This is a genomic window from Sphingobium sp. KKT206, assembly GCF_055640555.1.
On the sequence record NZ_CM145764.1, the window covers coordinates 1057000 to 1080380 of the forward strand.

The 23381-nt window shown below is 61.7% G+C and carries 16 protein-coding genes; 8 read left to right on the forward strand and 8 right to left on the reverse strand.

Annotation, left to right across the window (positions count from 1 at the left end; genetic code table 11):
* A complete protein-coding gene (locus tag ACZ2HM_RS04980) occupies positions 1-978 on the reverse strand; it encodes a tetratricopeptide repeat protein (RefSeq protein WP_081913165.1) in 978 nt (325 codons plus the stop codon).
* A 628-nt stretch (positions 979-1606) separates the two neighbouring features.
* On the opposite strand from ACZ2HM_RS04980, the gene secA reads away from it, so the two are divergent.
* From secA to ACZ2HM_RS05020, 8 genes are all read left to right on the forward strand, one after another.
* Positions 1607-4342 (forward strand): preprotein translocase subunit SecA, encoded by a 2736-nt coding sequence (secA, locus tag ACZ2HM_RS04985; RefSeq protein WP_037480242.1) that lies wholly within the window; start codon positions 1607-1609, stop codon positions 4340-4342.
* A 129-nt stretch (positions 4343-4471) separates the two neighbouring features.
* The gene (locus ACZ2HM_RS04990) at positions 4472-4825 is read left to right on the forward strand and encodes a PilZ domain-containing protein (RefSeq protein WP_037480244.1); all 354 of its coding nucleotides are present in this window, start codon (positions 4472-4474) and stop codon (positions 4823-4825) included.
* Positions 4826-5022: 197 nt separating this feature from the next.
* Entirely contained in the window at positions 5023-6105 is a 1083-nt protein-coding gene (locus ACZ2HM_RS04995) for a mannose-1-phosphate guanylyltransferase/mannose-6-phosphate isomerase (RefSeq protein WP_083217164.1), read from the forward strand.
* A gap of 48 nt (positions 6106-6153) precedes the next feature.
* The gene (locus ACZ2HM_RS05000) at positions 6154-7659 is read left to right on the forward strand and encodes a phosphomannomutase (RefSeq protein WP_470426396.1); all 1506 of its coding nucleotides are present in this window, start codon (positions 6154-6156) and stop codon (positions 7657-7659) included.
* A gap of 84 nt (positions 7660-7743) precedes the next feature.
* On the forward strand, positions 7744-8778 hold the full coding sequence (gmd, locus tag ACZ2HM_RS05005; RefSeq protein WP_470426397.1) for a GDP-mannose 4,6-dehydratase: 1035 nt from the start codon (positions 7744-7746) through the stop codon (positions 8776-8778).
* Between the two features lie 102 nt (positions 8779-8880).
* Positions 8881-9777 (forward strand): GDP-mannose 4,6-dehydratase, encoded by an 897-nt coding sequence (locus ACZ2HM_RS05010; RefSeq protein WP_470426398.1) that lies wholly within the window; start codon positions 8881-8883, stop codon positions 9775-9777.
* Between the two features lie 167 nt (positions 9778-9944).
* Entirely contained in the window at positions 9945-11168 is a 1224-nt protein-coding gene (gene argJ, locus ACZ2HM_RS05015; RefSeq protein WP_470426399.1) for a bifunctional glutamate N-acetyltransferase/amino-acid acetyltransferase ArgJ, read from the forward strand.
* Positions 11168-11965 (forward strand): inositol monophosphatase family protein, encoded by a 798-nt coding sequence (locus tag ACZ2HM_RS05020; protein ID WP_470426400.1) that lies wholly within the window; start codon positions 11168-11170, stop codon positions 11963-11965. The genes argJ and ACZ2HM_RS05020 overlap by 1 nt, the downstream gene beginning before the upstream one ends.
* A 22-nt stretch (positions 11966-11987) precedes the next feature.
* Here ACZ2HM_RS05020 and trxA read toward each other — a convergent pair whose 3' ends face one another.
* From trxA to ACZ2HM_RS05055, 7 genes are read right to left on the reverse strand one after another with little or no spacing between them, the layout of a single operon-like run.
* Positions 11988-12308: a thioredoxin TrxA gene (gene trxA, locus ACZ2HM_RS05025; protein WP_470426401.1), complete on the reverse strand. Its 321-nt coding sequence runs from the start codon at positions 12306-12308 to the stop codon at positions 11988-11990.
* A gap of 30 nt (positions 12309-12338) precedes the next feature.
* On the reverse strand, positions 12339-15776 hold the full coding sequence (gene addA / locus ACZ2HM_RS05030) for a double-strand break repair helicase AddA (RefSeq protein WP_470426402.1): 3438 nt from the start codon (positions 15774-15776) through the stop codon (positions 12339-12341).
* The gene (addB, locus tag ACZ2HM_RS05035; protein ID WP_470426403.1) at positions 15757-18729 is read right to left on the reverse strand and encodes a double-strand break repair protein AddB; all 2973 of its coding nucleotides are present in this window, start codon (positions 18727-18729) and stop codon (positions 15757-15759) included. The genes addA and addB overlap by 20 nt, the downstream gene beginning before the upstream one ends.
* On the reverse strand, positions 18722-19432 hold the full coding sequence (locus tag ACZ2HM_RS05040) for a nucleotidyltransferase family protein (protein ID WP_470426404.1): 711 nt from the start codon (positions 19430-19432) through the stop codon (positions 18722-18724). The genes addB and ACZ2HM_RS05040 overlap by 8 nt, the downstream gene beginning before the upstream one ends.
* Complete coding sequence (locus ACZ2HM_RS05045; protein WP_470426797.1) at positions 19429-20415, reverse strand: aminoglycoside phosphotransferase family protein; 987 nt, start codon at positions 20413-20415, stop codon at positions 19429-19431. The genes ACZ2HM_RS05040 and ACZ2HM_RS05045 overlap by 4 nt, the downstream gene beginning before the upstream one ends.
* Positions 20412-20831 carry a tRNA (adenosine(37)-N6)-threonylcarbamoyltransferase complex ATPase subunit type 1 TsaE gene (gene tsaE, locus ACZ2HM_RS05050; RefSeq protein WP_470426798.1) on the reverse strand — a complete coding sequence of 140 codons (420 nt, stop codon included), beginning with the start codon at positions 20829-20831 and terminating at the stop codon, positions 20412-20414. Before tsaE ends, ACZ2HM_RS05045 begins: the two co-directional genes overlap by 4 nt.
* Before the next feature lie 31 nt (positions 20832-20862).
* Positions 20863-23208 (reverse strand): sensor histidine kinase, encoded by a 2346-nt coding sequence (locus ACZ2HM_RS05055; protein WP_470426799.1) that lies wholly within the window; start codon positions 23206-23208, stop codon positions 20863-20865.
* Between the last annotated feature and the right edge of the window lie 173 nt (positions 23209-23381).

The window sequence follows — 23381 nt, forward strand, 5'->3', positions numbered from 1 at the left end:
TCAATGTTTTCCTTGAACATGCGTGGCCAGAAGGTTCCATATGGCTTTTTCACGTTCGCCCAGTTCAGGCGGGCACACCATGACTCTTGACTTGCCTTCGGCAGGGGCGGGACTGGCTTGCGTATGCGCGATTTCGGCACCGGCCAATATGGGGTGGTCAGCAAGGCGATGGGGAGCAAGCCGAAGCACGGTGCCGAACGCTGTACGGGCCGAATTATGCCGGTTTTGCGCCGTTAACACATAGCCAAGATGTAACCATGGATCCACATATAGGGGATCGATTGCGATCGCGCGACGGTAGGCGAGTTCTGCTTCAGGTTGCTGGTTTTGGTGGTTGAAAGCATGGCCGAGCTGTAGAAGAAGATCGGGATTGCTCGGCTCAAGCCGCACTGCGGCTGCATAAAATTTCTCGGCTTCTTTCCAATCCCGTTTGCGCGCAGCTTTTCTTGCCTGGGACCGCAACCACACTGCCTTCCACCCCATCGGCCGATCAGGACGGCATTCATCAGCGTGCGCAAAAGCAGCATTGACCAGATATTCCTGCGTCTTTTCCTCGCCTTTGTCTGCCAGCAATATTTCAGCGATGTCGCGATTTTCAGGGTCAAGAAGAAGGGCGCGGGCTAAAGAACGCATTCCTTGTTCATGAAGATGCGTTTCGCGCTGCACATAGCCTAGATGGCGGTGACCGATAGAATTTTCTGGCTGCGCTTTCGTTGCATTGCGATAGGCGAGCTGTGCTGCATCCGGCATTCCCAAATGACCATAGGCATGACCTAGCTGTACCCAGAGGCGTGCATTCATAGGTACCAACCGCAATGCCCCAACATAGGCATCAACAGCTTGGCCCCAATTCATTGCATGGGCAGCGGCACGTCCCTTTTTTCTGGCTAAATATGCACAGAAGCGAGCGGCGAACGGGACCATCTTCAACTTAGCGATTTCAAATGGAGCGTTCGAAACAGGATCTACCAACTTCATAGCATACTCTAACTGTCAATTTTGACCGAATAAGGCGCGCTGCCCAAGCTTCAGCCTAACAGACCCAAGCCCTGGAAGACTTTACACCTTCGTACCGATTACAATATGGGGGGAAAGCGCCCGTGAGCTCCAATTATGCAACCGTAAGCCCGTGGCCTTGTGTACAACGTCAATCCCATGCTGCTTAGTTTGATCTAGCTCATATCAGAAAATAAATCACTTTATATCAATTTTTTAGATCAAATTACACGACATATGATCTGGTATGCGAAGTCTCAAATCGGAAGGAGCTGGCGCGTTGAAACCAACGAATTCATGGTTCCTACAATTTCGAGCCTTGCAACCGCCTTGGCAAGAAAATTTTGTCGAAAAGCATAATTTCATGGAAAATGGTAAGGGGTTGCTCTCTTCTGAACGAGGCAATGAACCGCATTGCTCAATGCTGGGCGAGTAAGGCGCATATCGTGATATTACCGTAATAGAGCGATCCCTCCACCCGCCGCAGGACGTTACCTGTGGTGCAGCGGCACGTTGATTGACTAACCGCTGAGCCATCCCTAAATCGCCGCGCATGTCTGCGCGCCTGCCCGTCACCGGGCAACGCCTCCCTTTTGAGTCAGGAATGTCCATGTTCGGCGCACTCGCCAAGTCCATCTTCGGTTCGTCCAACGAACGCTACGTGAAGTCGCTGGGCAAGATCGTCGATCGGATCGCCTCGTTCGAACCATCGGTGCAGGCGCTGAGCGACGCGGATCTGGCCGCACAGACCGCGCGGTTCCGCGAGCGGCTGGCCGCGGGCGAGACGCTGGACGACCTGTTGCCCGAAGCCTTTGCCACGGTGCGCGAAGCGTCCGTCCGGGTATTGGGTATGCGCCATTTCGACGTGCAGATGGTGGGCGGCATCGTCCTGCATCGCGGAGAGATCGCTGAAATGCGCACGGGTGAGGGCAAGACGCTGGTGGCGACGCTCGCGACTTACCTCAATGCGCTGGAGGGCAAGGGCGTTCATGTCGTCACCGTCAACGACTATCTCGCCAGCCGCGACTGCGACTGGATGGGGCAGGTCTATCGTTTCCTGGGGCTGACCACCGGCGTCATCGTGCCGAACATCAGCGAGGATCAGCGCCGCGCCGCCTATGCCGCCGACATCACCTATGCGACGAACAACGAACTCGGTTTCGACTATCTGCGCGACAATATGAAATATGACCGCGCGTCGATGGTCCAGCGCCCGTTCAACTATGCGATCGTTGACGAGGTGGACTCGATCCTGATCGACGAAGCGCGCACGCCGCTCATCATCTCCGGCCCGACCGACGACAAGTCCGAACTCTATGTCTCAGTCGATGCGATCGTGAAGCAGGTCACGGAAGCCGATTATGAGAAGGACGAAAAGCAGCGCTCCGTCACGCTGACCGAGGACGGCACCGAGCGGATCGAGCGTTTGCTGGAGGATGCCGGGCTGCTGCAGGGCACCAACCTCTATGATTTCGAAAATACCCAGGTGGTGCATCATGTGAACCAGGCGCTGCGCGCCAACGTCATGTTCCGCCGCGACATCGATTATATCGTGAAGGACGGCAAGGTCATCATCATCGATGAGTTTACCGGCCGTATGATGGATGGTCGCCGCTGGTCCGATGGCCTGCATCAGGCGGTGGAGGCCAAGGAAGGCGTACAGATCGAGCCGGAAAACCAGACGCTGGCATCGGTCACCTTCCAGAATTATTTCCGCATGTATCCCAAGATTTCGGGCATGACCGGGACGGCTTCGACCGAAGCGACCGAATTTTACGAAATCTACAAGATGAACGTCGTCACCATCCCGACCAACAAGCCGGTGCAGCGGATCGACGAGCAGGATAGTTTCTACAAGAATATCGAGGACAAGTTCCGCGGGATTGCGCGGACGATCAAGGAACATGCCGAAAAGGGCCAGCCGGTGCTGGTCGGCACGGTGTCGATCGAAAAGTCCGAAATGCTGTCGGAATTCCTCAATCAGGAAGGCGTGCCCCACGCGGTCCTCAACGCCCGCTTCCATGAGAGCGAGGCGCATATCGTGGCGCAGGCCGGGCGCAAGGGCGTGGTGACGATCGCCACCAACATGGCCGGTCGCGGCACCGATATTCAGTTGGGCGGCAATCTGGAACTGCGCGTCGAGGACGAATTGCGCGATGTGCCAGAAGGCCCCGAACGCGATGCTGCAATCGAACGGATGAAGGCGGAAATCGCCGCAGAAAAGGCCGAAGTGCTGGCCGCTGGCGGCCTGTTCGTGCTGGCGACCGAGCGGCATGAAAGCCGCCGTATCGACAATCAGCTGCGTGGCCGTTCGGGTCGTCAGGGTGACCCTGGCCTGTCGCGCTTCTATCTCAGCCTCGACGATGATCTGATGCGTATCTTTGGCCCGGACACGATGTTCGCCAAGATGATCCGCTCCAATCTGGAAGATGGCGAAGCACTGCCCCCGTCCAAATGGCTGAGCAAGGCGATCGAGACTGCGCAGAAGAAGGTCGAGGCGCGCAACTACGACATTCGCAAGCAGGTCGTCGAATATGATGACGTCATGAACGACCAGCGCAAGGTGATCTACGAACAGCGCTCCGACATCATGGACGCCGATACGGTGGACGACGTCGTCACCGACATGCGCCATGAAACCGTGAACGACATCGTCGGCGCATCCTGCCCGCCCGGCACCTATCCCGAACAATGGGACATGGTGAAGCTCAAGACCCGCACCTCCGAAATTCTGGGGCTGGAGGTTGATTTCGACGCTTGGATGGCCGAGGATTCGATCGACCCGGAAATGATCGAGGAGCGGCTGACCGCCATGGCCGACGAAGCCGTCGCCGAGAAGGTCGCCAATGTCGATTCGGCCGACTGGCACATGATCGAAAAGTCGATCCTGTTGCAGAGCTTGGATCATCATTGGAAGGAGCATCTGGCCACACTCGACGCGCTGCGCCAGGTCGTCCATCTGCGCGCCTATGCGCAAAAGACGCCGATCAACGAATATAAGCAGGAGGCCTTCGCGCTGTTCGAACGGATGCTGGAAAATATCCGCGAGGATGTGACCGGGTCGATCGCACGGGTGCAGTTCCGCATGGACGAAGCGCCACTACCGCAATTCGACCTGCCGGTGCTACCCGATTTCATCACCACCCATATCGATCCGTTTTCGGGTGAGGATAACAGCGCCGACATCGACGCCGGGCAATGGGGCGGGATCACCACGACCATCCCTAGCCGGCCGCTCGACACGGCACCCGATAGCGACTTCGCTAATCTCGACATCAGCCGCAACGCGCTTTGCCCCTGCGGGTCGGGTCAGAAATATAAGCATTGTCACGGCGCCTTGGCCTGATCCTGCGCCGGGCGGATGGGTAATTCCGTCCGCCTATGGCTAATATAGGGTTGACCGGATGAGGCATGGTTTCGGTAACGAAACCAGCCGATAATTGCATCTTATCCTGGGGGGAGCCGGGAGAAGAGCATGACAAGCACATCTTATCGTTCACAAAGTGACCGCCGACGCGAAAGTCGCTTCGTCGCCAATGCGCCAGCGACCCTGCTATGGGACGGGGTCAGCAGCCCAGTCACCATCCTGAACATCTCGGTCTATGGTGCGCTGCTGGGCGGTGCCCATGTGCCGCCGGTGGGTGCCCGTGTGACATTGATTGGCGATCATCTGGAAATATGCGGCACGGTCATCTGGCAAGGTGATGATCGATGCGGCCTTCTGCTCAGCCGTGCCGTTGATCCGCTGGCCGTGATCGACGAACCATCGGTGCGCACGACCGAACCGCCCATCACGCTACGTCGGGTCGCGCCTGGCCGTTACGCTTAAAGAGAACGCCATCGATCTTCTCGACCCGCGCGTCACTATCACAGTCCAGTTATACCGTTGCCCAAGCGCCGCCATCAGAGTGCTAAAGGCTTGGCAAGCCTAGAATTTGCAGCCATAGACCACGCCAATCATCCGTGTGACACTGTTACGGTAACGTTACATCTGATTTGAAGATTGACGGATTAATTAGGCGAAAAATGGCGAGCGAATCTCAATATATTGTTCCTGTGGTCTTGTCTGGGGGATCGGGAACTCGACTATGGCCGGTGTCGACGCCTGAGCGTCCCAAGCAACTGCTATCGCTAACGGCAAAGCAAACCATGCTTCAATTGACCATCAGTAGGACGGAAGGCTATGCCGGTGCTTCGGTTAGTTCCCCGATCATTGTTGCCAATGCCGCACACGCACCCATTGTCGATGAACAATTGCAGGCTATCGGAATCCACGACTATCGTCTGATACTTGAACCGTCGGGGCGCAACACCGCGCCCGCAATTGCGCTGGCAGCATTAGAGGCGCGACCTGATGATATTCTGCTGGTGATGCCAAGCGATCATATCATCCTTGATCTGCCTGCGTTCCATACTGCCATATCGCGTGCGTTGCCGCTTGTTTCAGAAGGTCTGCTAACCACATTCGGCATCGAAGCGGACGGCCCGGAGACGGGATATGGTTATATCCAGATGGGTGCTGACCTTGGCAATATGGTGCATAAGGTAGCAAGGTTCGTTGAGAAGCCTGACGCATCTACTGCCGTAAAGATGTTGGCTGAAGGCAAATATGTCTGGAATGCTGGCATATTCCTGTTTCGGGCCGACGCCTATTTGGAAGCGCTTGAACGTCACCGGCCGGATATGCTGGCCGCAGTCAGGGCGTCCCTTAAAGGCGCGAAGCGCGAAGGATTGCATGTCCTGCCGGAACCGGAATCCTTCGCGGCTTGCCCCTCTGACTCGGTAGACTATGCCATTATGGAACGCGAGGCGCATGTGGCCTGTGTTCCTGTCAATATGGGCTGGTCCGATGTCGGCAGCTGGGACTCGTTGCATGCGGTCAGCACTAGAGACGCCAACGACAATGCAGTACGAGGGGAGGCCCTCCTGTTGAACGCAAGAAACTGTTTGGTGCATAGCGATGGACCCCGCGTCACGCTGGTCGATATCGACGACTTGATCGTGGTCGTTTCAGGACAAGAAGTCATGATATTGCGTCGCGGCGAATCTCAACAGGTTCGCCGCGTGACGGAAGCGGTAAAGGGCGCTAAGCCCGCGACAGGGGCGTAAGTTTTCCGCGTCTGCAATCACATTCCCTAGCGGGCATAGCGAGTTTTTATGACGGGTGTTTCTATCGCGGACCTGATGGCCGTGTCTGGCGTCGCTTTCGGTACAAGTGGCGCCCGCGGCCTCGTGAGCGCGATGAGCGACCGCATATGCTTCGCCTACACCATGGGCTTTCTGCAGCATCTGGAAGCCGAGGGATTGTTTCACTCCGGACAGCATGTTGCGATTGCTGGTGATCTTCGCCCATCCTCGCCCCGGATCATGGCCGCCTGTGCAGCCGCTATTGTTCATAAGGGCGGACATGTGGACTATTGCGGTTTCGTACCTTCGCCAGCGGTGGCAGCCTATGGCTTTGCGCGGGGCATGGGGTCGCTCATGGTTACGGGCAGCCACATACCCGACGATCGCAATGGCATAAAATTCAACCGTCCCGATGGTGAAATACTCAAGGCGGACGAACTGTCCATCCGGGCGCAAATAGTGGATTTGCCGGATATATTCGACGGCAGTGGGATGTTGTTGGCGCCTCCCCTAAAGTTTCCCCTTGTCGATGCTACGACAACATATATCGCGCGCTACGTCGATTTCTTTGGTGCGCGCGCATTGGAGGGGCTTAAGCTCGGCATCTACGAACATTCGGCCGTTGGTCGAGATGTCCTTGTTGCTTTGGTCAAGCAGATGGGCGGGCAAGCCTTTCCTCTCGGTAGATCGGAAACGTTCATTCCAGTCGATACGGAGGCGGTTCGCCCTGAAGACCATGTCCTCGCCCGCCAATGGGCTGCAGAATTGCAACTCGATGCCATTTTGTCGTCAGATGGGGATTCGGACAGGCCGCTGCTGGCCGACGAAACGGGTATATGGATTCGTGGGGATATATTGGGCATTTTATGTGCCAGGGCCTTGGGTATCAAGGCGGTCGCGACGCCGGTCAGTTGCAACAGCGCGGTCGAGCTATGCGGCCTGTTCGATGTAGTTCGTCGAACCCGGATCGGATCGCCATTCGTCATAGAAGGCATGCAGGGACTGAGCCGCGCTGGCCATGCCACGATATGCGGCTATGAAGCCAATGGTGGCTTTTTGCTTGGCACTCCTGTTGAAAGCGAGGGCGTTGTTTTAGAAGCGCTACCGACGCGCGACGCCATATTGCCAATGATAGCAGCACTAGTGAATGCAAAGCGCCGAAGCATCACTCTGTCGGCGTTGCAGGAACAGTTGCCGGCCCGATATACGGTGAGTGATCGCCTACAAAATTTCCCCACCGATCGCAGCCAGGCGTTGATTTCCTATCTTCAAGCTGGCACCGAAACCGATATCCTCGCTCGGCTGACGAATATGCTGGGCGCAGTAGCGGGGAAAGCGGTCCGGTTCGACACGACAGACGGGTTGCGGATCTATTTCGACAATGACGACATCGTCCATCTTCGCCCCAGCGGTAATGCACCGGAGTTGCGTTGCTATACGGAGAGTGCGGATGTGGAAGCGGCATCGACGCTCAATCAGCAAATTCTACACCTTGTCGCAAACAGTGATAGTAATATTCTTGAATTTCAGATCTAAAAATAGAATACTATTATCGACACATTATTCTCAAAAATGTTCGATTGATTCAGAAATAAACATTTTATCTGGCACGAGGTTTATATGAAAACGGCAATAGTTACTGGAATAACCGGGCAGGATGGTGCTTATCTTGCTGAACTGTTGCTGGGTAAGGGTTATGAGGTTTATGGAACCTATCGCCGCACCAGTTCCGTCAACTTCTGGCGGATCGAGGAACTTGGCATAAGTCAGCATCCTAACCTCAAGCTTGTGGAATATGACCTCACGGATCTTGCATCGAGCATTCGTCTGCTACAAACGGCCAAGGCGTCAGAAATCTATAATCTTGCCGCACAAAGCTTCGTAGGCGTATCCTTCGATCAGCCGATTACGACCGCCGAGATTACCGGCATAGGCCCTTTGAACCTCCTCGAAGCCATCCGCATCGTCGATCCCACGATCCGCTTCTATCAGGCCAGCACGTCGGAAATGTTCGGAAAGGTGCAGGCCGTACCGCAAATTGAGGACACGCCCTTTTATCCGCGCAGTCCCTATGGCGTTGCCAAGCTGTACGCGCATTGGATCACGGTGAACTATCGTGAAAGCTATGACATCTTCGGATGCAGCGGCATCCTGTTCAACCATGAAAGTCCACTGCGCGGCCGCGAATTCGTAACCCGCAAAATCACCGACACCGTCGCGAAGATCAAACTTGGTAAGATGGATTGCCTGGAACTTGGCAATCTGGACCCAAAGCGGGACTGGGGATTTGCCAAGGAATATGTCGAAGGCATGTGGCGCATGCTGCAGGCCGACGAGCCGGACACCTATGTTCTGGCGACCAACCGCACTGAAACCGTCCGCGATTTCGTTCGGATGGCGTTTAAAGCTGCGGATATTGAGGTCGAATTTTCGGGCGCCGAAGAGCATGAGGTTGCCACCGACGTTGCAACCGGCAAGATCGTCATGCGCGTCAACCCGCGTTTTTATCGCCCTGCCGAGGTCGATTTGCTGATTGGCAATCCCGAAAAAGCTGTCACCAAACTGGGCTGGAAGCCGGAAACGACATTGGAGCAGTTGTGCAAGATGATGGTAGACGCGGACCTCATACGAAACCGTTTGAACGCCTCTTTCTGATCTCGATTTGAGCGTTGGCGACAAGATGCCGGTAGCGGGCGATCGGATACCACATCCACGTGGCAACGGTCGTTCCACGGCCGCAGTTAAGGTGAGACATCTATGAGCAGAATTTTGATTACCGGCGTAGATGGGTTCACGGGACGCTACCTAACCATTTTGTTGTCGCGTCATGGTCACGAAGTCGTTGGTATATCGCATATGCCGATTACTTCGCCTATCGAAGGATTGAGCAGGTCTGTCATATGTGATTTGACCAACGCCAAAGCCCTTACGGACACGATCGCAGACATCAGGCCGGATAAGGTCGTGCATCTTGCTGCAATCGCATTTGTCTCTCATGGCGTAGCCGAAGATATTTATCGTACAAACATCGTGGGTAGTCGCAATCTGCTGGACGCCCTCGATAAAGCGGGAAATGTCGATACAATCCTTCTGGCCAGCAGTGCTAATATTTATGGAAATCGGGTAAGTGGCGCCATTACCGAATCTGTTTCGCCTGACCCTGTAAACGACTATGCTGTCAGTAAATTATCGATGGAGTTTGTTGCCCGCCTGTACAGAGAACGTTTGCCGATCATCCTCGCCCGGCCGTTCAACTATACCGGCGTCGGACAATCAATCAATTTTGTCATACCCAAGATCGTTCATCATGTGCGTCAAAAGGCAGATGAGATAGAGTTGGGAAATCTGGACGTTTCCCGTGATTTTTCGGATGTCCGTGATGTCGTGTCGGCCTATGCCTCTCTTCTGGACGCGCCTTCTGCTTTGGGCGAAACATTCAACATCTGCTCCGGCAAGGCCTATTCGCTGAGAGAAGTAATCGCCATGATCCAGGAGATTTCGGGACGCGATTTCGCCGTTCGCGTCAATCCGGACTTTGTTCGCGAGAACGAGGTAAAAACATTGTGGGGAGATCGTAGCAAGCTCGATGCGGTGTCCGGGCAAAGGCCGATATATGATCTACGCGATACGCTGACATGGATGCTCAATCACTAGTAAACGAGTGTTGCAGGCGAATGGCGTGGTTACTTTTGAACAATCACAGTTACTACGCTGAACTGAATATTTGTGGCATCGCTCTATCCTGACCGATGTGAAAATATGTTTGTTCCAAAGGGCATTGTGCCTAAACTGGCCTCCACCCCTGTCATAGCGAGACGAATATGCAACGCTCCCCCCTCGCCCCTGCCCACTTCCCTGTCCTGCCCTCTATCGCGGGTGTGACGCTGCGTGTGGCGCAGGCGCGCTATAAGGAATGGGACCGCTGCGACCTCACCTATGTCGAGTTGGATGCCGGCACGGCGGTCGCGGGTGTGACGACGCAGAGCCTGTGCCCATCGCCCGAAGTCGAATGGTGCCGTGATGCCATTCCGCTGGGGTCGGCGCGGGCGCTGGTGGTCAATGCGGGCAATGCCAACGCCTTTACCGGGCATCGTGGTCGCGCGGCGGTGGAGGCGATTGCGGCCAAGGTGGCGAACCATCTGGGCTGCCTGCCTTCCGACGTGCTTGTGTCTTCGACCGGGGTGATCGGCGTGCCCCTGCCGATCGACAAGGCCGAAGCGGGCCTCGAAGCGGCGTTCGTTGCTGAACCCTGCGGCTGGGAGGCAGCGGCTACGACCATCGGCACCACCGACACCTATGCCAAGGGCGCCCATGCCTCCGCCATGATCGGCGACACGCGCGTCGAACTGGTCGGCATCATCAAGGGATCTGGCATGATCGCCCCGGATATGGCGACGATGCTGGGCTACATCTTCACCGACGCGGCGATCGATCCGGCGCTGCTCCAACAGATGCTGTCGGCGGCCAACAAGCGGACCTTTTCCTGCATCACCGTCGATAGCGACACCTCGACCAGCGACACGGTGCTGGCCTTTGCCACCGGCAAGGCGGGCAATGCGCCACTGACCAGCATGGACGATGCGGGGGCGGACGCCTTTCAGGCCGCACTGTCGGACATCTGCCGCCAGCTCGCGCATCTGGTGGTGCGCGACGGCGAAGGTGCAACCAAATTCGTCGAGATCAGCGTCGAGGGTGCAGCAAGTGACGAGAGCGCGCATCGTATCGGCCTGTCGATCGCCAATTCGCCGCTGGTGAAGACCGCGCTGGCGGGCGAGGACGCCAATTGGGGTCGGGTCGTCATGGCCATCGGCAAGGCGGGCGAACCGGCCGATCGCGACCTGCTCTCCATCCGCTTCGGCGCGACGCAGGTGGCGACCGGCGGCCTGGCGGTCGAAGGCTATGACGAAGCGCCGGTGGCCGCGCATCTCAAGGGGCAGGATATCGAGATCGGCGTCGATCTGGGTCTGGGCGAGGGGCGCGCGACAGTGTGGACCTGTGATCTGACCCACGGCTATATCGCGATCAACGCGGATTATCGCAGCTGATGCAGCTCAATATCCACGCCCCCGTCGTCGCCCTAATGCGCGAGGTCGCGCGCGACATCGTCATGCCGCGCTACCAGAACCTGGCGCGTCACGAGATCAGCGAGAAGGCGGCAAACGACTTCGTCACCATCGCCGACAAGGAAAGCGAAATCCGCCTGGCCGAGGGGCTAAGTGCGATCCTACCCGAAGCCGGGATCATCGGCGAGGAAGCCTGCGCGGCCGATCCGGCGATCCTCGACCGGGCGGGTGAAGGGCTGAACTGGATCATCGACCCGATCGACGGCACCGGCAATTTCGCGGCAGGCAATCCGCCCTTCGGCATCATGATCGCGCTGGCCGATGGCGGCGCGACGCTGGCGGGGTGGATCCTCGATCCGCTGACGGGCCGCTTGTGCCACGCCATGCTGGGCGGGGGCAGCCATATCGACGGGGAACAAGTACAGGCGCGCGAGAGCGGCGGCGAGCTGCCGATCGCGGCGCTGGCCGTCTATTTCATGACGCCGGAGGAACGGGCGGATATTCAGCGGCGATCGCAGGACCGTTTCGCGCTGGTGGACATTCCTCGCTGCGCCGCCGAACAATATCCCCGGCTGGTGCTGGGGCAGAATGATGTGTCGGTGTTCGCGCGCACCCTGCCTTGGGACCATGCGACGGGCACATTGTTCCTGAACGAAGCGGGCGGCTGCTGTCAGCGGCTCGACGGATCACCCTATCAAGTCGGCGATACGCGCCGGGGTCTGCTGGGCGCATCTTCGCCGCGTTTGTGGGACAGGGCAGCGGAAATCCTGTTCCGCTAACCCTGCCCCGCCTGCATCGATCTTACAGGACGCTTTCGAGCCAGCTCTTGAGCGCGCTCTTGGGCGCAGCGCCGACCTTGGTCGCGGCGGCTTCGCCATTTTTGAACAGGATCATCGTCGGGATGCCGCGCACGCCATATTTGCCCGGCGCCTCGGGATTTTCGTCGATATTGACCTTGGCGATCACCACCTTGTCACCCAGTTCCTCGGAAATTTCCTCCAGAGCGGGGCCGATCATCTTACAGGGGCCGCACCATTCGGCCCAGAAATCGACAAGCACGGGCTTGTCGGCGTCGATCACATCCTGCTGAAAGCTGGCGTCGGTTACTGCCTTGGTGGCCATGTCGCTATTCTCCTTGCGTTGCTTGGCTATCTAGGACGCCTGCTCGCCCGGCTCAACGGGCGGGAGCGGCAAATTCTCCTGCGCAGGCACAAAGCCGGGCTTGTGTGCGGCGAGCAGGGTGGGTGGCAGGGTGATGAGACGCGGCGCGCTGGTATAGAGCAGCCCCGCCTCGATCGTCCGGTCGGGGAAGATGACCTGCAGCGCCGCGACATAGGCCGCCATCTGGCGGATATGGGCGATCGGCACTTCGGCCAGCGTCAGCGGCGCAACCCGCCCGGTCTTGAAATCGACGATCTGAACACGATCCGCGCCGACGCACAGCCGATCGACCGTGCCTGCAATTACGGCTTCGCCCACCACCGCCGCGATCGGCGCTTCGGCCAGCGCATCAGGACTGAACAGTCCGGCGAAATCGGGTGCATTGATGACGCGCAAGGCCTGGTCGATTACCTCCTGGCGCAGCGCTACGTCGTCCGCCCCCTGCTGAGCCAGCCAGCGGTCGGCCGCATCTCGGCGGCGATCGACCGGCACGGCGGGCAACCGCTCGAACAGGGCATGAAGCCAGCGTCCGCGATCAGCCGCCGCACGCATCGCCAAGGTCGGTGGCGGATAGGGCTGGTCATCCTCCACCGCTGCCGATGGTGCGAGCGGACGCGGCGGGCGCGCTTCGACTGGCGCTGGCTGGCGCAACCATGTTGGTTCCGCGACGCTGTCGCGCGCCTCTGCTACGTCGATATCGGCCTTCGCGCTCGGCAGGCTTTCCGTCCCCCGCCAGCGGCGAAGTTGCCCCCAGATCGGATCGTCTTCCCACGGTGCGCCAAGCGATTCCATCGCTGCCTCGACCGCGCCATACCAGCTTTCAGGCTTCACCTGCTCCTTGGCCGCCGGGCCAAGCGATCCGGCAACAACCAGCCGTTCCTCGGCCCGCGTCAGCGCGACATAGAGCAGCCGCCAATGCTCCTGCCGCTCGACCCGCGCCGCTTCTTCCGCGAGGTCACCGATCGGTCCCTGCCGTTCGGGCTTGCGCGGCGGCAGGATCGGCAGGCCGTTCCATTCCAGTCCATCCATCCGGTTGCCCGCATCGGGATCGAGACAGGCATCGGCGAGAATGACGATGGGGGCCTGCAAGCCCTTGGCCCCATGCACGGTCAACAGCCGGAGATTATCTCCCTGGGCGGCGGCATCGCGCACGATGTCGACCTCGCCCCGGTCGAACCAGTCGATGAACCGCTGGAGCGAGGGGTGATCGTCCTGCTCGAACCCCAGAGCGGCGTTCAACAATTCCTCGATCGGGTCCGCCGCTTCGGTGCCCAGCCTGTCGATCAGGCGACGGCGGCCATCCATCGGCCCGGACAGGATCGCTTCGAGATAGCGATAGGGGGTCGAAAAATCCGCCACCGCCAGCAGGTCGCGCAAGGGTTGAAGCAGGCCATCGTCCAGCGAGCGGGTGAGGTGCCGCCACAATCCGCCGCGTCGCCCGATCAGCCGGGTCATGAGATCGTCTTGGGTCCAACCGATCAAGGGCGATACCAGCAGCGCAGCGAGGTTCAGATCATCCTCCGGCTGTACCGCAAAGCGCAGCGCGGCGAGCAGGTCGCGTACGGCAAGCGGCGCATTGAGCCGCAGCCGATCGATCCCCGCAACCGCGACATTTTCCTCATAGAGGCGGGCGACGATCAGCCGGGCCAATTCATTGCGGCGACGCACCAGGATCATGATGTCACCCGCGCGCACCGGGCGGCCCCGGCTTTCGAGCATCAGCCCGTCATCGATCCAGCTCTTGATCTGGCGCGCGATATTTTCGGCCAGCTTGCGCTCCTGATCGGCGGCCCAATTTTCCTCACCCTCGGCATCGTCAGATAAGCCCGCGATCACCGGCTTCCACAATTGCACTTCGCCGGGGTGGAGATTGGCGCTGATATGGCGCACATCGCCGGGTTCCAGCCCCAGCCGCCCTGCATCGAGGGTCGCGATGGTGCGGTCCACCACGTCCAGCACCGCCGGGGTGGAGCGGAAACTATGGTCCAGCGACAGATCGTGGAGCCGGTGGCCGGACTGGTCGGCATCGCGCTGGAACAGAATTTGCGCAGCGGCGAAATTGGCGGGGCTGGTCCCCTGAAAGCCGAAGATCGCCTGCTTGAAATCGCCAACCGTGAAAATCGTGCGGATCTTTTCGCCCGCTTCCCATTCGGTTGCGAAAAACTCTTCGGCCAATGTGCGAACGATGCGCCATTGCGCGGCGTTGGTGTCCTGCGCCTCGTCCACCAATATATGGTCGATCCGCTGGTCCAGTTTGTAGCGGATCCATTCGGCAATACCGTCCTGTTCCAACAGGCGGGCAGCGCGGGCAATCAGATCCTCGAAATCGACGGCCCCTGCCAGCCGCTTACCCTCGGCATAGGCCATGGCATAGGCGCGCCCAGCATGAAGCCCCTGCGCCAGCAGCGCGGCATAATCGGCGCGAGCCTTGGTCGCGAGCAGTTCGGCGCAGCGCGTATGCAGGCGCGAGGACAAGGCACCATAGCCATCGTCCGGCGGCACCCAGCCCTTGGCCTCGATCAGATCGCCATCGGTTTTCGCCCAGGCGCGGTGCAGATCGGCCAGGGTCGCCGCGCGCGTGGCGGGATCGGCAGCGCGCCAGACAGCGATCCGGTCACAGCGTTCCAGCCCCCGCCCCCTGCCCCAGGCGACATTGGCGGCGACCAGCGCAGACAAGGTCCGCATGTCAAAGACATCATCGGAACATTGGTCAGCAAGCCATTGATCAATATCACCTTTCGGCAGATCAAACTGACCCGCCAGCCAGGGCGCGATCGGATCGGGCAGCGCCGCCAGCGCATCACCGCGCGCGGCGCAGCGCAGCAGGAAATGCTCCGCCCCACCCTCGCCCAGCCGCAGGCTGATCGCCTGGAGCGCGCCGATCAGTGCGCCATCGCCCTGCTCCTGCGCCCGCACCGCCATGTCGGCCAAGGTCTGCCGCGCCAGTGCGCTCTGTTCGCGCTGGTCGAGTGGGTGGAAGCCCGGCACCAGGTCCGCCTCCAGCGGGAAGGCGGTCAGCAATTGCTGGCAAAAGCCATGGATGGTCTGGATGCGCAAGCCACCACCCGTTGATTCCAGCACTTCGGCGAACAGGCGGCGGGCGCGTTCGCGGGCATCGGGGCCGGACTCTTCACCCAAAGCCTCAAGATCGGCGAACAACCCCTTGTCATCCATCTGCACCCAGGCGGCGAGCCGGTCGTGGATGCGGTCGGCCATTTCCGCCGCACCTGCCTTGGTGAAGGTCAGGCACAGGATATTTTCCGGGCGCACCCCCTGCAGCAGCAGGCGGAATACGCGCGCGGTCAGCACATGGGTCTTGCCCGTGCCGGCCGACGCGGACAGCCAGACATGAGCGTCCGGCGCGGCGGCCTGCGCCTGATTGCCGAGGAGTTTCTGGAGCGGGCGCGCCTTAGCCATCGTCGCGGCCATACCATTCCTCCAGCCGCATAAGCTGGTCATAATCGCCATAATTGGCGACTTCGGGGTTGAGTTGCGCGGTAAAGGGCACGGTGCCAAGCAGATAGGCCTCGACCAATCCACTGAATTGCTCATGGGCGTGGGCGGTGAAGCTCGACGTGACGATCTTGCCACGGCTGCCTGTCGAATCGACCGGGCTTTCGCGATAGCCGAACTGATCGCCCTTCTTGGCGAGCGACCAATATTCGAAGTCGGCTGCGCGCGGTTGATCGCCCAGCCCCGCAAAACCGCCCATTTCGGCGATGACGCCCAGCAGGCCGAGTTGCAGCGAATAGCCCGCATTAACCATCTTGGCGCTGGGCGGCTTGCCGGTCTTATAGTCGATGACGCCGAGCGTGCCGTCTGACAGTCGGTCGATCCGGTCGGCCTTCCCCATCAACGTGACCTCGGCGACCTCCGCCCGACCTTCGCGCTCGACCGCCAATATGGTCCGCCCCGCCGCCTTGTCCTTGGCGACCTCCGTCGCGATCCAGCGGATCGCTTCCATCAGGCGCGGTTGCCACAGGGCTTTGAGCAAGGGATGGACTTCGGGCCGGTCGAACATCGCCTGCGCGCGGGCTTCCAGGTCAGCGGGGTCGAGCGTGCCAGCCTCCGCCCAATGCTGGAGGATTTCATGCACCGCCGTCCCGCGCCAGGCCGGACCCGCATCGGCGTCAACCGGGTCGAGCCGGACGAGGCGAAGAATGCGCCGGGCGTAGAAAGCATAGGGGTCGGCCTTGAGCCGATCGACGTCGGTGACCGGGATCAGCCTTGGCCGCACGGACAAAGGCGGAACCGGCGCGGGCCGCGAAGCCGGGTGATGGCCATCGGGCCGGTCAATCGCCTGCGCCAGCGCGGCGTAGCGGCCGGCGCCTTTCCATTGCGGGCCGGACATGGCCTTCAACCGCAGCCAGAAGCGCGAGGCGACCGCCGGGCCGCCGCCGCCGCGCCGGGCGCGGGTGATAAGGACGTGGGGGGCGCCCAGCGCACTGGCGAAATCATGCGCGGCAAGGCCAATGCGGGTTTCCAGCCCCGGCAGGCCCAATTCACGGCGGATTCGTGGCGCTAGCCACGGGTCGGGCGCGGGCAGGCCGGGCCAGGTGCCTTCGTTGAGGCCACCCAGCACCATGAGGTCGGCCTGTTGCAGCCGCGCTTCGATCAGACCCAGGATGGCGATGCGCGGATGACCACCCTGGGGCGGACGCACCGACACGCCGCCCAGCATGTGATCGAGCAATACCGGCAGCGCGCGCATGTCGGCCTGACGCGGGCCTTCGGGCGCGGCGGCCTCCATCTCGGCGAAGAGATCGGCGGCGGCCTGCCCCTGGTGCCCGGCCCAGATCGCGTCGCCCGTCAGCGCGCCCGCCTGCTCGCTGATGGCGGCAAGCTGGCCCGACAGGTCAGGCGTTGCGAGAAAAGCGCGCTCCAGCGGTTCGAGCAGCGCGCGCGCCTGCGGCCACCAGTCGCGCACCTGTGCGCGCAGGGTGCCCTGCCGGTCCTCATCCTCGCGCGGGCGCAATGTTTGGTCGATGCCGATCAGCCCGGCCTGCGGGCGGGGGCCACGCAGCAGCAGGTCAAGGCCGCGCACGCCCTCCAGCCAGGCCAACCGCCCCGTCCCGCGCATCACCAGCGGATGTTTGAGCAGCGTCAGCAGCGCAACCGGCGCAAAGCGTTCCGCCACCGCCTGCGCCATCGCGATCAGCAGCGTGCCGGGCGGCAGGCGCGAAAGCGGCAGGCCTGCCGAATCGTCCGCCTCTATCCCCCAGCGGCGCAGATGCGCGGACACGCGCGTCGCCAATTGCCGGTCGGGCGTGACCAGAGCGGCGGTGCGGCCCGGCGTTTCCAATGCCTCGCGTAGGGCGATGGCGATGGCCTGCGCCTCCTCGCCCGGCGTCGCGACATCCAGCGCCTCGACACCCGCGAGCGAGCGGTCGGCGGTTTTGAGGTCGCGCCAGCCGCTGGTGAGCTTTGGCGGCAGCATCGCGTTGGAAATATTGCGCCCGCGCACCGCTCGCGCATCATGCTCGCTGCCCCAGCGCCATTGCGCCACATCGTCGCGCGTCGCGCTCATGGCATGGAGCAGGCGCTTGAGCGCATATTGGGGATGGCTCTCATGCCCTGCAGGCGCGCGGCCCGTCACCGGGTCGGGATCGAACGGGCCGATCGCTTGCCAGGCGGCATCGTCCATATGCTGGTCCAGTCCGGCGAACACCACCATGCCGCCGGGCATCTCGCCGATCCGACGCAGCAGTCCTGCAACGGCAGGGGCCGTGGTTGAAATACCCGCCGCCACGACGAAGCCAGAGGGCGGCGCGTTGGCCCAGCGTTTGGCCAGCCGATCGAACAGGCGATTGCGCCGATCGACCAGATCGATGCAGCCAAGCCGCGCCAGTTCGGCCGGCCAACGCGCAATGATAATCTCGAACAGGGTTAAAGACTTTTGCCAATGACCGGAGAGTTCGTCCGAAAGGCTGAGCTTACGCAGCGCGTCAGGGGTCAGCCGTTCGACCTGCATCTGGTCCAGCACCTGTCCCAGTGCCTGCCCCAGTTTCAGCGCCTGTCCGGCATCGATGCCGGGCTGTGCCTGCTGCACCAGACGGGCTAGGATCATCTGCCGCTGCATCGGCGCGATCGCGGGCGCAATCGGATCATCCTCGCCCAATGGATCGAGCGCCCCACCGACCTGCTCCCCTATGTCCGGGTCGCCGATCGGAATGAGCCGGGGGAGCAGCAATCCACCGCCCGACGCGCGAACAAAAGCGTCGGCCACTGCCCGGACGCCGCGATTGCTAGGTAACAGGATCATGCCCCGCGACAGCGCCAGCGGATCGCGCCCCTGCCGCGCCATGATGCCCGCGACCAGTGCGTCGGCAAAGGCGCGATGCGCGGGGATCGTGAAGAGTGCGGGTTGTCCGCGATCACCCATGGGCGAGCATGGCTTCGACCACCGGAATGGCCTGCGGCGTGCCGACGTCGAACCATAGACCCTGGTGCGACACGCCATAGAGCCGCCCGGCCGCGATCGCACGGGACCAGAAGATGTTCGTGGAAAAGACGTCGGCAGGCGGATCGACCAGCAGCGACGGGGATAGGATCTGTACGCCGGTGAAGACGAAGGGCGCGACATGCGCGCTCTTGCGCCGGGTCAGCCGCCCATTGGCATCCATATGGAAATCGCCCGGCCCGCTATGGCAGTTCGCCCGCGCCAGCGGCACCAGCAACAGCAGCGCGTCCATCCGATCGGCATCCCAATGGCGCTGCATCAGCGCCAGCGTATCCTGCGGCCCGTCGATCCACAGATTGTCGCTATTGGCGCAGACGAAGGGCGTGTCGCCCAGCAGCGGCTTGGCGTGGACCAGCCCACCGCCGGTCTCCAGCAACTTGGCGCGTTCGTCCGAGATCAGAAACTCCGCACCGCCCTTGCGCGCGCGCAGATGCGCCTCGACCGTGTCGGCGAGATAATGGACGTTCACCACGACCTTGCGGATGCCGCCTGCTTCCAGCCGATCGAGCGCATGATCCATCAGCGGCTGGCCCGCCACCTTGACCAGCGGCTTGGGCCGGGTCGCGGTGAGCGGGCGCATCCGCTTGCCAAGGCCCGCCGCCATCAGCATCGCCGTGTCGATCATACCGCCGCAAACTCCGTGAGCGCCTCATGGCGCTTGTCGGTCGGGATGTTGGCGGCGAACCAGTCCGCCACCGGGGCCAGCGCGGGATGCGCGAGGTCGCGCTCCAGCAGGCCCCACATGCGCGGCAGATAGGAGAGGTAGCGCGGCTTGCCGTCCCGCTGCCACAGGCGGGTGAAGATGCCGATGATCTTGGCATTGCGCTGCGCGCCCAGCACCGCATAGGCCGCATCGAAATCGGCGGGCGGGTTCGCCACGGCTTTATAATGCGCCAGCATCGCGGCCTCGACAGCAAGCGGCACATCGCGCCGCGCATCCTGCAACAGCGATACGAGATCATAAGCGGGATGCCCGGCGAGCGCGTCCTGAAAATCGAGCAGGCCAAGGCCGTGGGACGTCGCCCGGTCGATCAGCATGATATTTTCGGCATGATAGTCGCGCAGCACCGTGACGGTCGGGCTGGCCGATTGCTCGACCAGCGGCAGCACGGCATCCCAGGCTGCGACATAAGCGTCCTGATCGACCGCGAGGCCGATCGCCGGGCAATACCATTCCGTCAGCAATCCGACCTCACGCTGATAGACGGCGCGGTCATAGGCAGGCACGGGCGCGGCAGGCAGGCGGTGCAGGTCGGCGAGCAGGTCGATCGCGCGGGCATAAACGGCCATTTCCTCACCGGGCCGGGCGTCGAGATGCTCCTTGACCCGCAGGTCGCCGAAATCCTCGATCAGCACCAGCCCGTCGTCCAGATCGCGCGCCAATATGCGGGGCGCGGCAAATCCGTCGGTCAGCAGATGTTCAGCGATGGCGATGAACGGGCGGGGATCTTCGTGTGGCGGCGGCGCGTCCATCAAAACCGCGCGGCGGCTATCGTCGATGACGCGGAAGTAGCGGCGGAAGGAGGCGTCCCCTGCGAGCGGAACGATGGCGGCGTCGCCCCACCCCGCGCGGGCGAGGAAAGCGGGCGCGGCGGCGGGCGGGATCATAGCTGTGACCATCGCTCCGTCCAAGCGTCCGGCACGTCCGCTGTCAAGCGCCGTCCGCCATCCGGGTCGAACGCAATGGTCAATCGCAGCGCATGCGGCCACAGCGCATCGCCCAGCCGGTCAGGCCATTCGATGATCAACAGGCTGTCCATGAGATAATCGCCCAACGCCAGTTCCTCGGCCTCGCGCGCGTCATCCAGCCGGTAAAGATCAACATGGGCGACCGGCAGGCGGACTTCGGGCACGTCATAGGGCTGGACGATCGCGAAGCTCGGACTTGGTGCCTCGCCTTCCAGCCCCAGCGCTTCGAGGATTCCGCGCGCCAGCGTCGTCTTGCCCGCGCCCAATCCGCCATAGAGCGCGATCACGTCTCCGATACGCGCCTGCACGGCAAGGCGCTGGCCAAGGTCGAGCATCGCCGCTTCGTCAGCCAGATGGACGGCGCGGTCAACCACGCGGCAATTCGATCACGATCATGGTCCCCTGCCCAGCCTCCGATACCAGTTGCAACGTGCCACCATGCGCCTGCGCCAACTGCCGGGCGAGCGGCAAGCCAATGCCCGCGCGTCCCCCGGCCCGCGCCTGCCCCGCGCGCGCTGTCGGATCGAAAATCGCATCCTGCTGCGCAGTGGGGATGCCGGGACCATTGTCGGAAATCACGATCCGCGCCTTGTCCGCCCCGCCGTCACCGTGGAGCAGCACCCGCGCACCCTTGCCACAATGGGCCAGTGCATTGTCGAGCAGATGGTCGATCGCCTGGCCGATGCGCCGGGCATCGCCCTGGACCACGCCCAGGCTGTTTTCCAGCGAAACGGCGAGGTCGATACCCTTGGCCTTGGCGTCGCTGCTGAGCCGTGCGGCGCTTTCCCGCGCCACCGTCGCCAGATCGACGGTCGCTCGTTCGATCGGCAAGGTGCCTGCTTCGCCCTGTGTCAGGTCCAGCACATTATCGATCAGCATCGCCAGGCGGCCAGTGCTCTGGAGAATGCCATCGACATAGTCCTTGGCCGACGGGCTGAGTTCGCCCGCATAGCCCACGCTCATCATCTCGGCAAAGCCAGCGATGGTGGTCAGCGGAGTGCGCAGTTCATAGCTCATATTGGTGACGAAGGCGGTCTTGATCTGGTCCGCTTGCTCCAGCGCTTCGTTACGGTCACGCAGCACCTGTTCGACCCGGCGACTGTCGGTCACGTCGAGCATGGTGAAGAGCGCATTGCCGTCGGGCAGCGGAATGGCGGCAAATTCGAAGATGCGCCCATCAGCAAAACCGACATGGCCCGCGCGCTGCTTGCGCTCGATCGTGGCGGCGCGGACCAGTTCGCGGACCAGATTAGCCTGTTGCGGCTTGGCGAGCCGCGCCTGCACGTCGCGCATCAGGTCGTCGATGCGGGGATGCTTGGCCAGCATTTCCTCGGTCGCGCCCCAGATGCTGCGGAACCGGCTGTTCCACATCTGCAGCCGCCCATCCGACGAGAATACGCCGATCGATTCGAACAGATTGTCGAACGTCGCCGTCCGCACCCGCAGCAACGTGTCGCGCGCGCTCGACAATTGCACCTGCTCGGTGCGATCCTCGAAGATCAGCAGCAGGCCGCCATCGGGCAAGGGCTGGGCATAGACGCGCAAATGGGTGCCGTCCTGCAACAGCCAATTTTCCTCGCGCGGATCAGGCGACAGAAACCAGTCGCGCCGCTCCGCGCGCCAGGCCGGGAAATCGCGATGTTCGGGAATGCGCCGCGCGTCGCGCATCTGGTCCAATACCCGCTCGAACAAGGGCGAGTCGGCCAGTTGCTCCTGATGCAGCGCGAACAGGCTGATGAAGGGCTGGTTCCAGAAGCGCAGCGCCCGGTCAGGCCCGAAGCGGGCCACACCGGCCGACAGCCGATCAAGCAAGTCGCGCTGTGCCGCCTCCAACCGTCGATGCTCGACCCGCGCCTGTTCCAGTTCATGCTGGTCCACCGCATAGCCCGCGACCCCGGCCACGCCGAGCGGCACGTCAACCACGCGCATCGTCCGCCGTTCGCCATCGATCGTGGCGGGCACCATCCGCGCAATCGGCTCGTCCTGCGCGACGGCATCGGCGGCGGCGGCCTGCGCGGAGAGGCCAGCTACCGGCTCGACCAGTTCGATGCCCTGGGCGATGACGTCATGGGCGCTACCACCATCGACGGCAGCGACATAAGCGCTGTTGACGAGGCTGAGGCGCAGATCCGGGGTCCGATGCCACATCGGGAAGGGCGCGGCCTCGACCAGGCCCGCCAGCGCTTCGAGCGCATCGCTCAATTGTTCGACCTTGCTTTGCAGCGAGCGAATTTCTGCCTGGCTGTCGGTCGCGTCGAATATCCACAGCACCACGCCGCCATTGGATGCCAGTTCCGGCCCGGCGGGGGCGCCGCGTATCAGCAACAATCGCGAGGAGCCCACGCCGCGCACCGGCAACGCGAAGCTCTTGCCCGCACGCTGCGCCGACGCGATCTCACCCGCCAGTGCGGCTGCGTCCTCAGGCTCCAGCCCGCCGTCGGCAGCCGTCAGTTCGGAGGCGAAGTTCGGCACGCGCGGCTTGCCCAGCCATTTGGCGAGGCGATCGGCGGCTTCCATCCGTCCGTCGGGGTGAATGATGACCGGCGCGGCGGGGGCGGACGCCAGCAATGTCGCAAGCCGGTCGAACTTGCCCTGCGCCTGCATGCCCTCGCGCCGCATCCGCTGTCCGCTGGCAAGCGCCCAGACGGCCGCTGCCAACCATAAGGCCAGCACGACACCCAATATGATGGCGGCAAGGGGACTGAGCGTCATCATGACGCCATCTCTTCCTTTCGCCGAACCTGCCTGTCCCTGTACATAATTACGCCCCGACTATCGCAAGTCGGGCGCAGCGGGAAGCGGGGATGCAAAGAATTGATAATAGAATGACGGCAGGGCTTGATAAAGCAAATCAAACGAAATCCTCCCCCTGCGGGGGAGGTGGC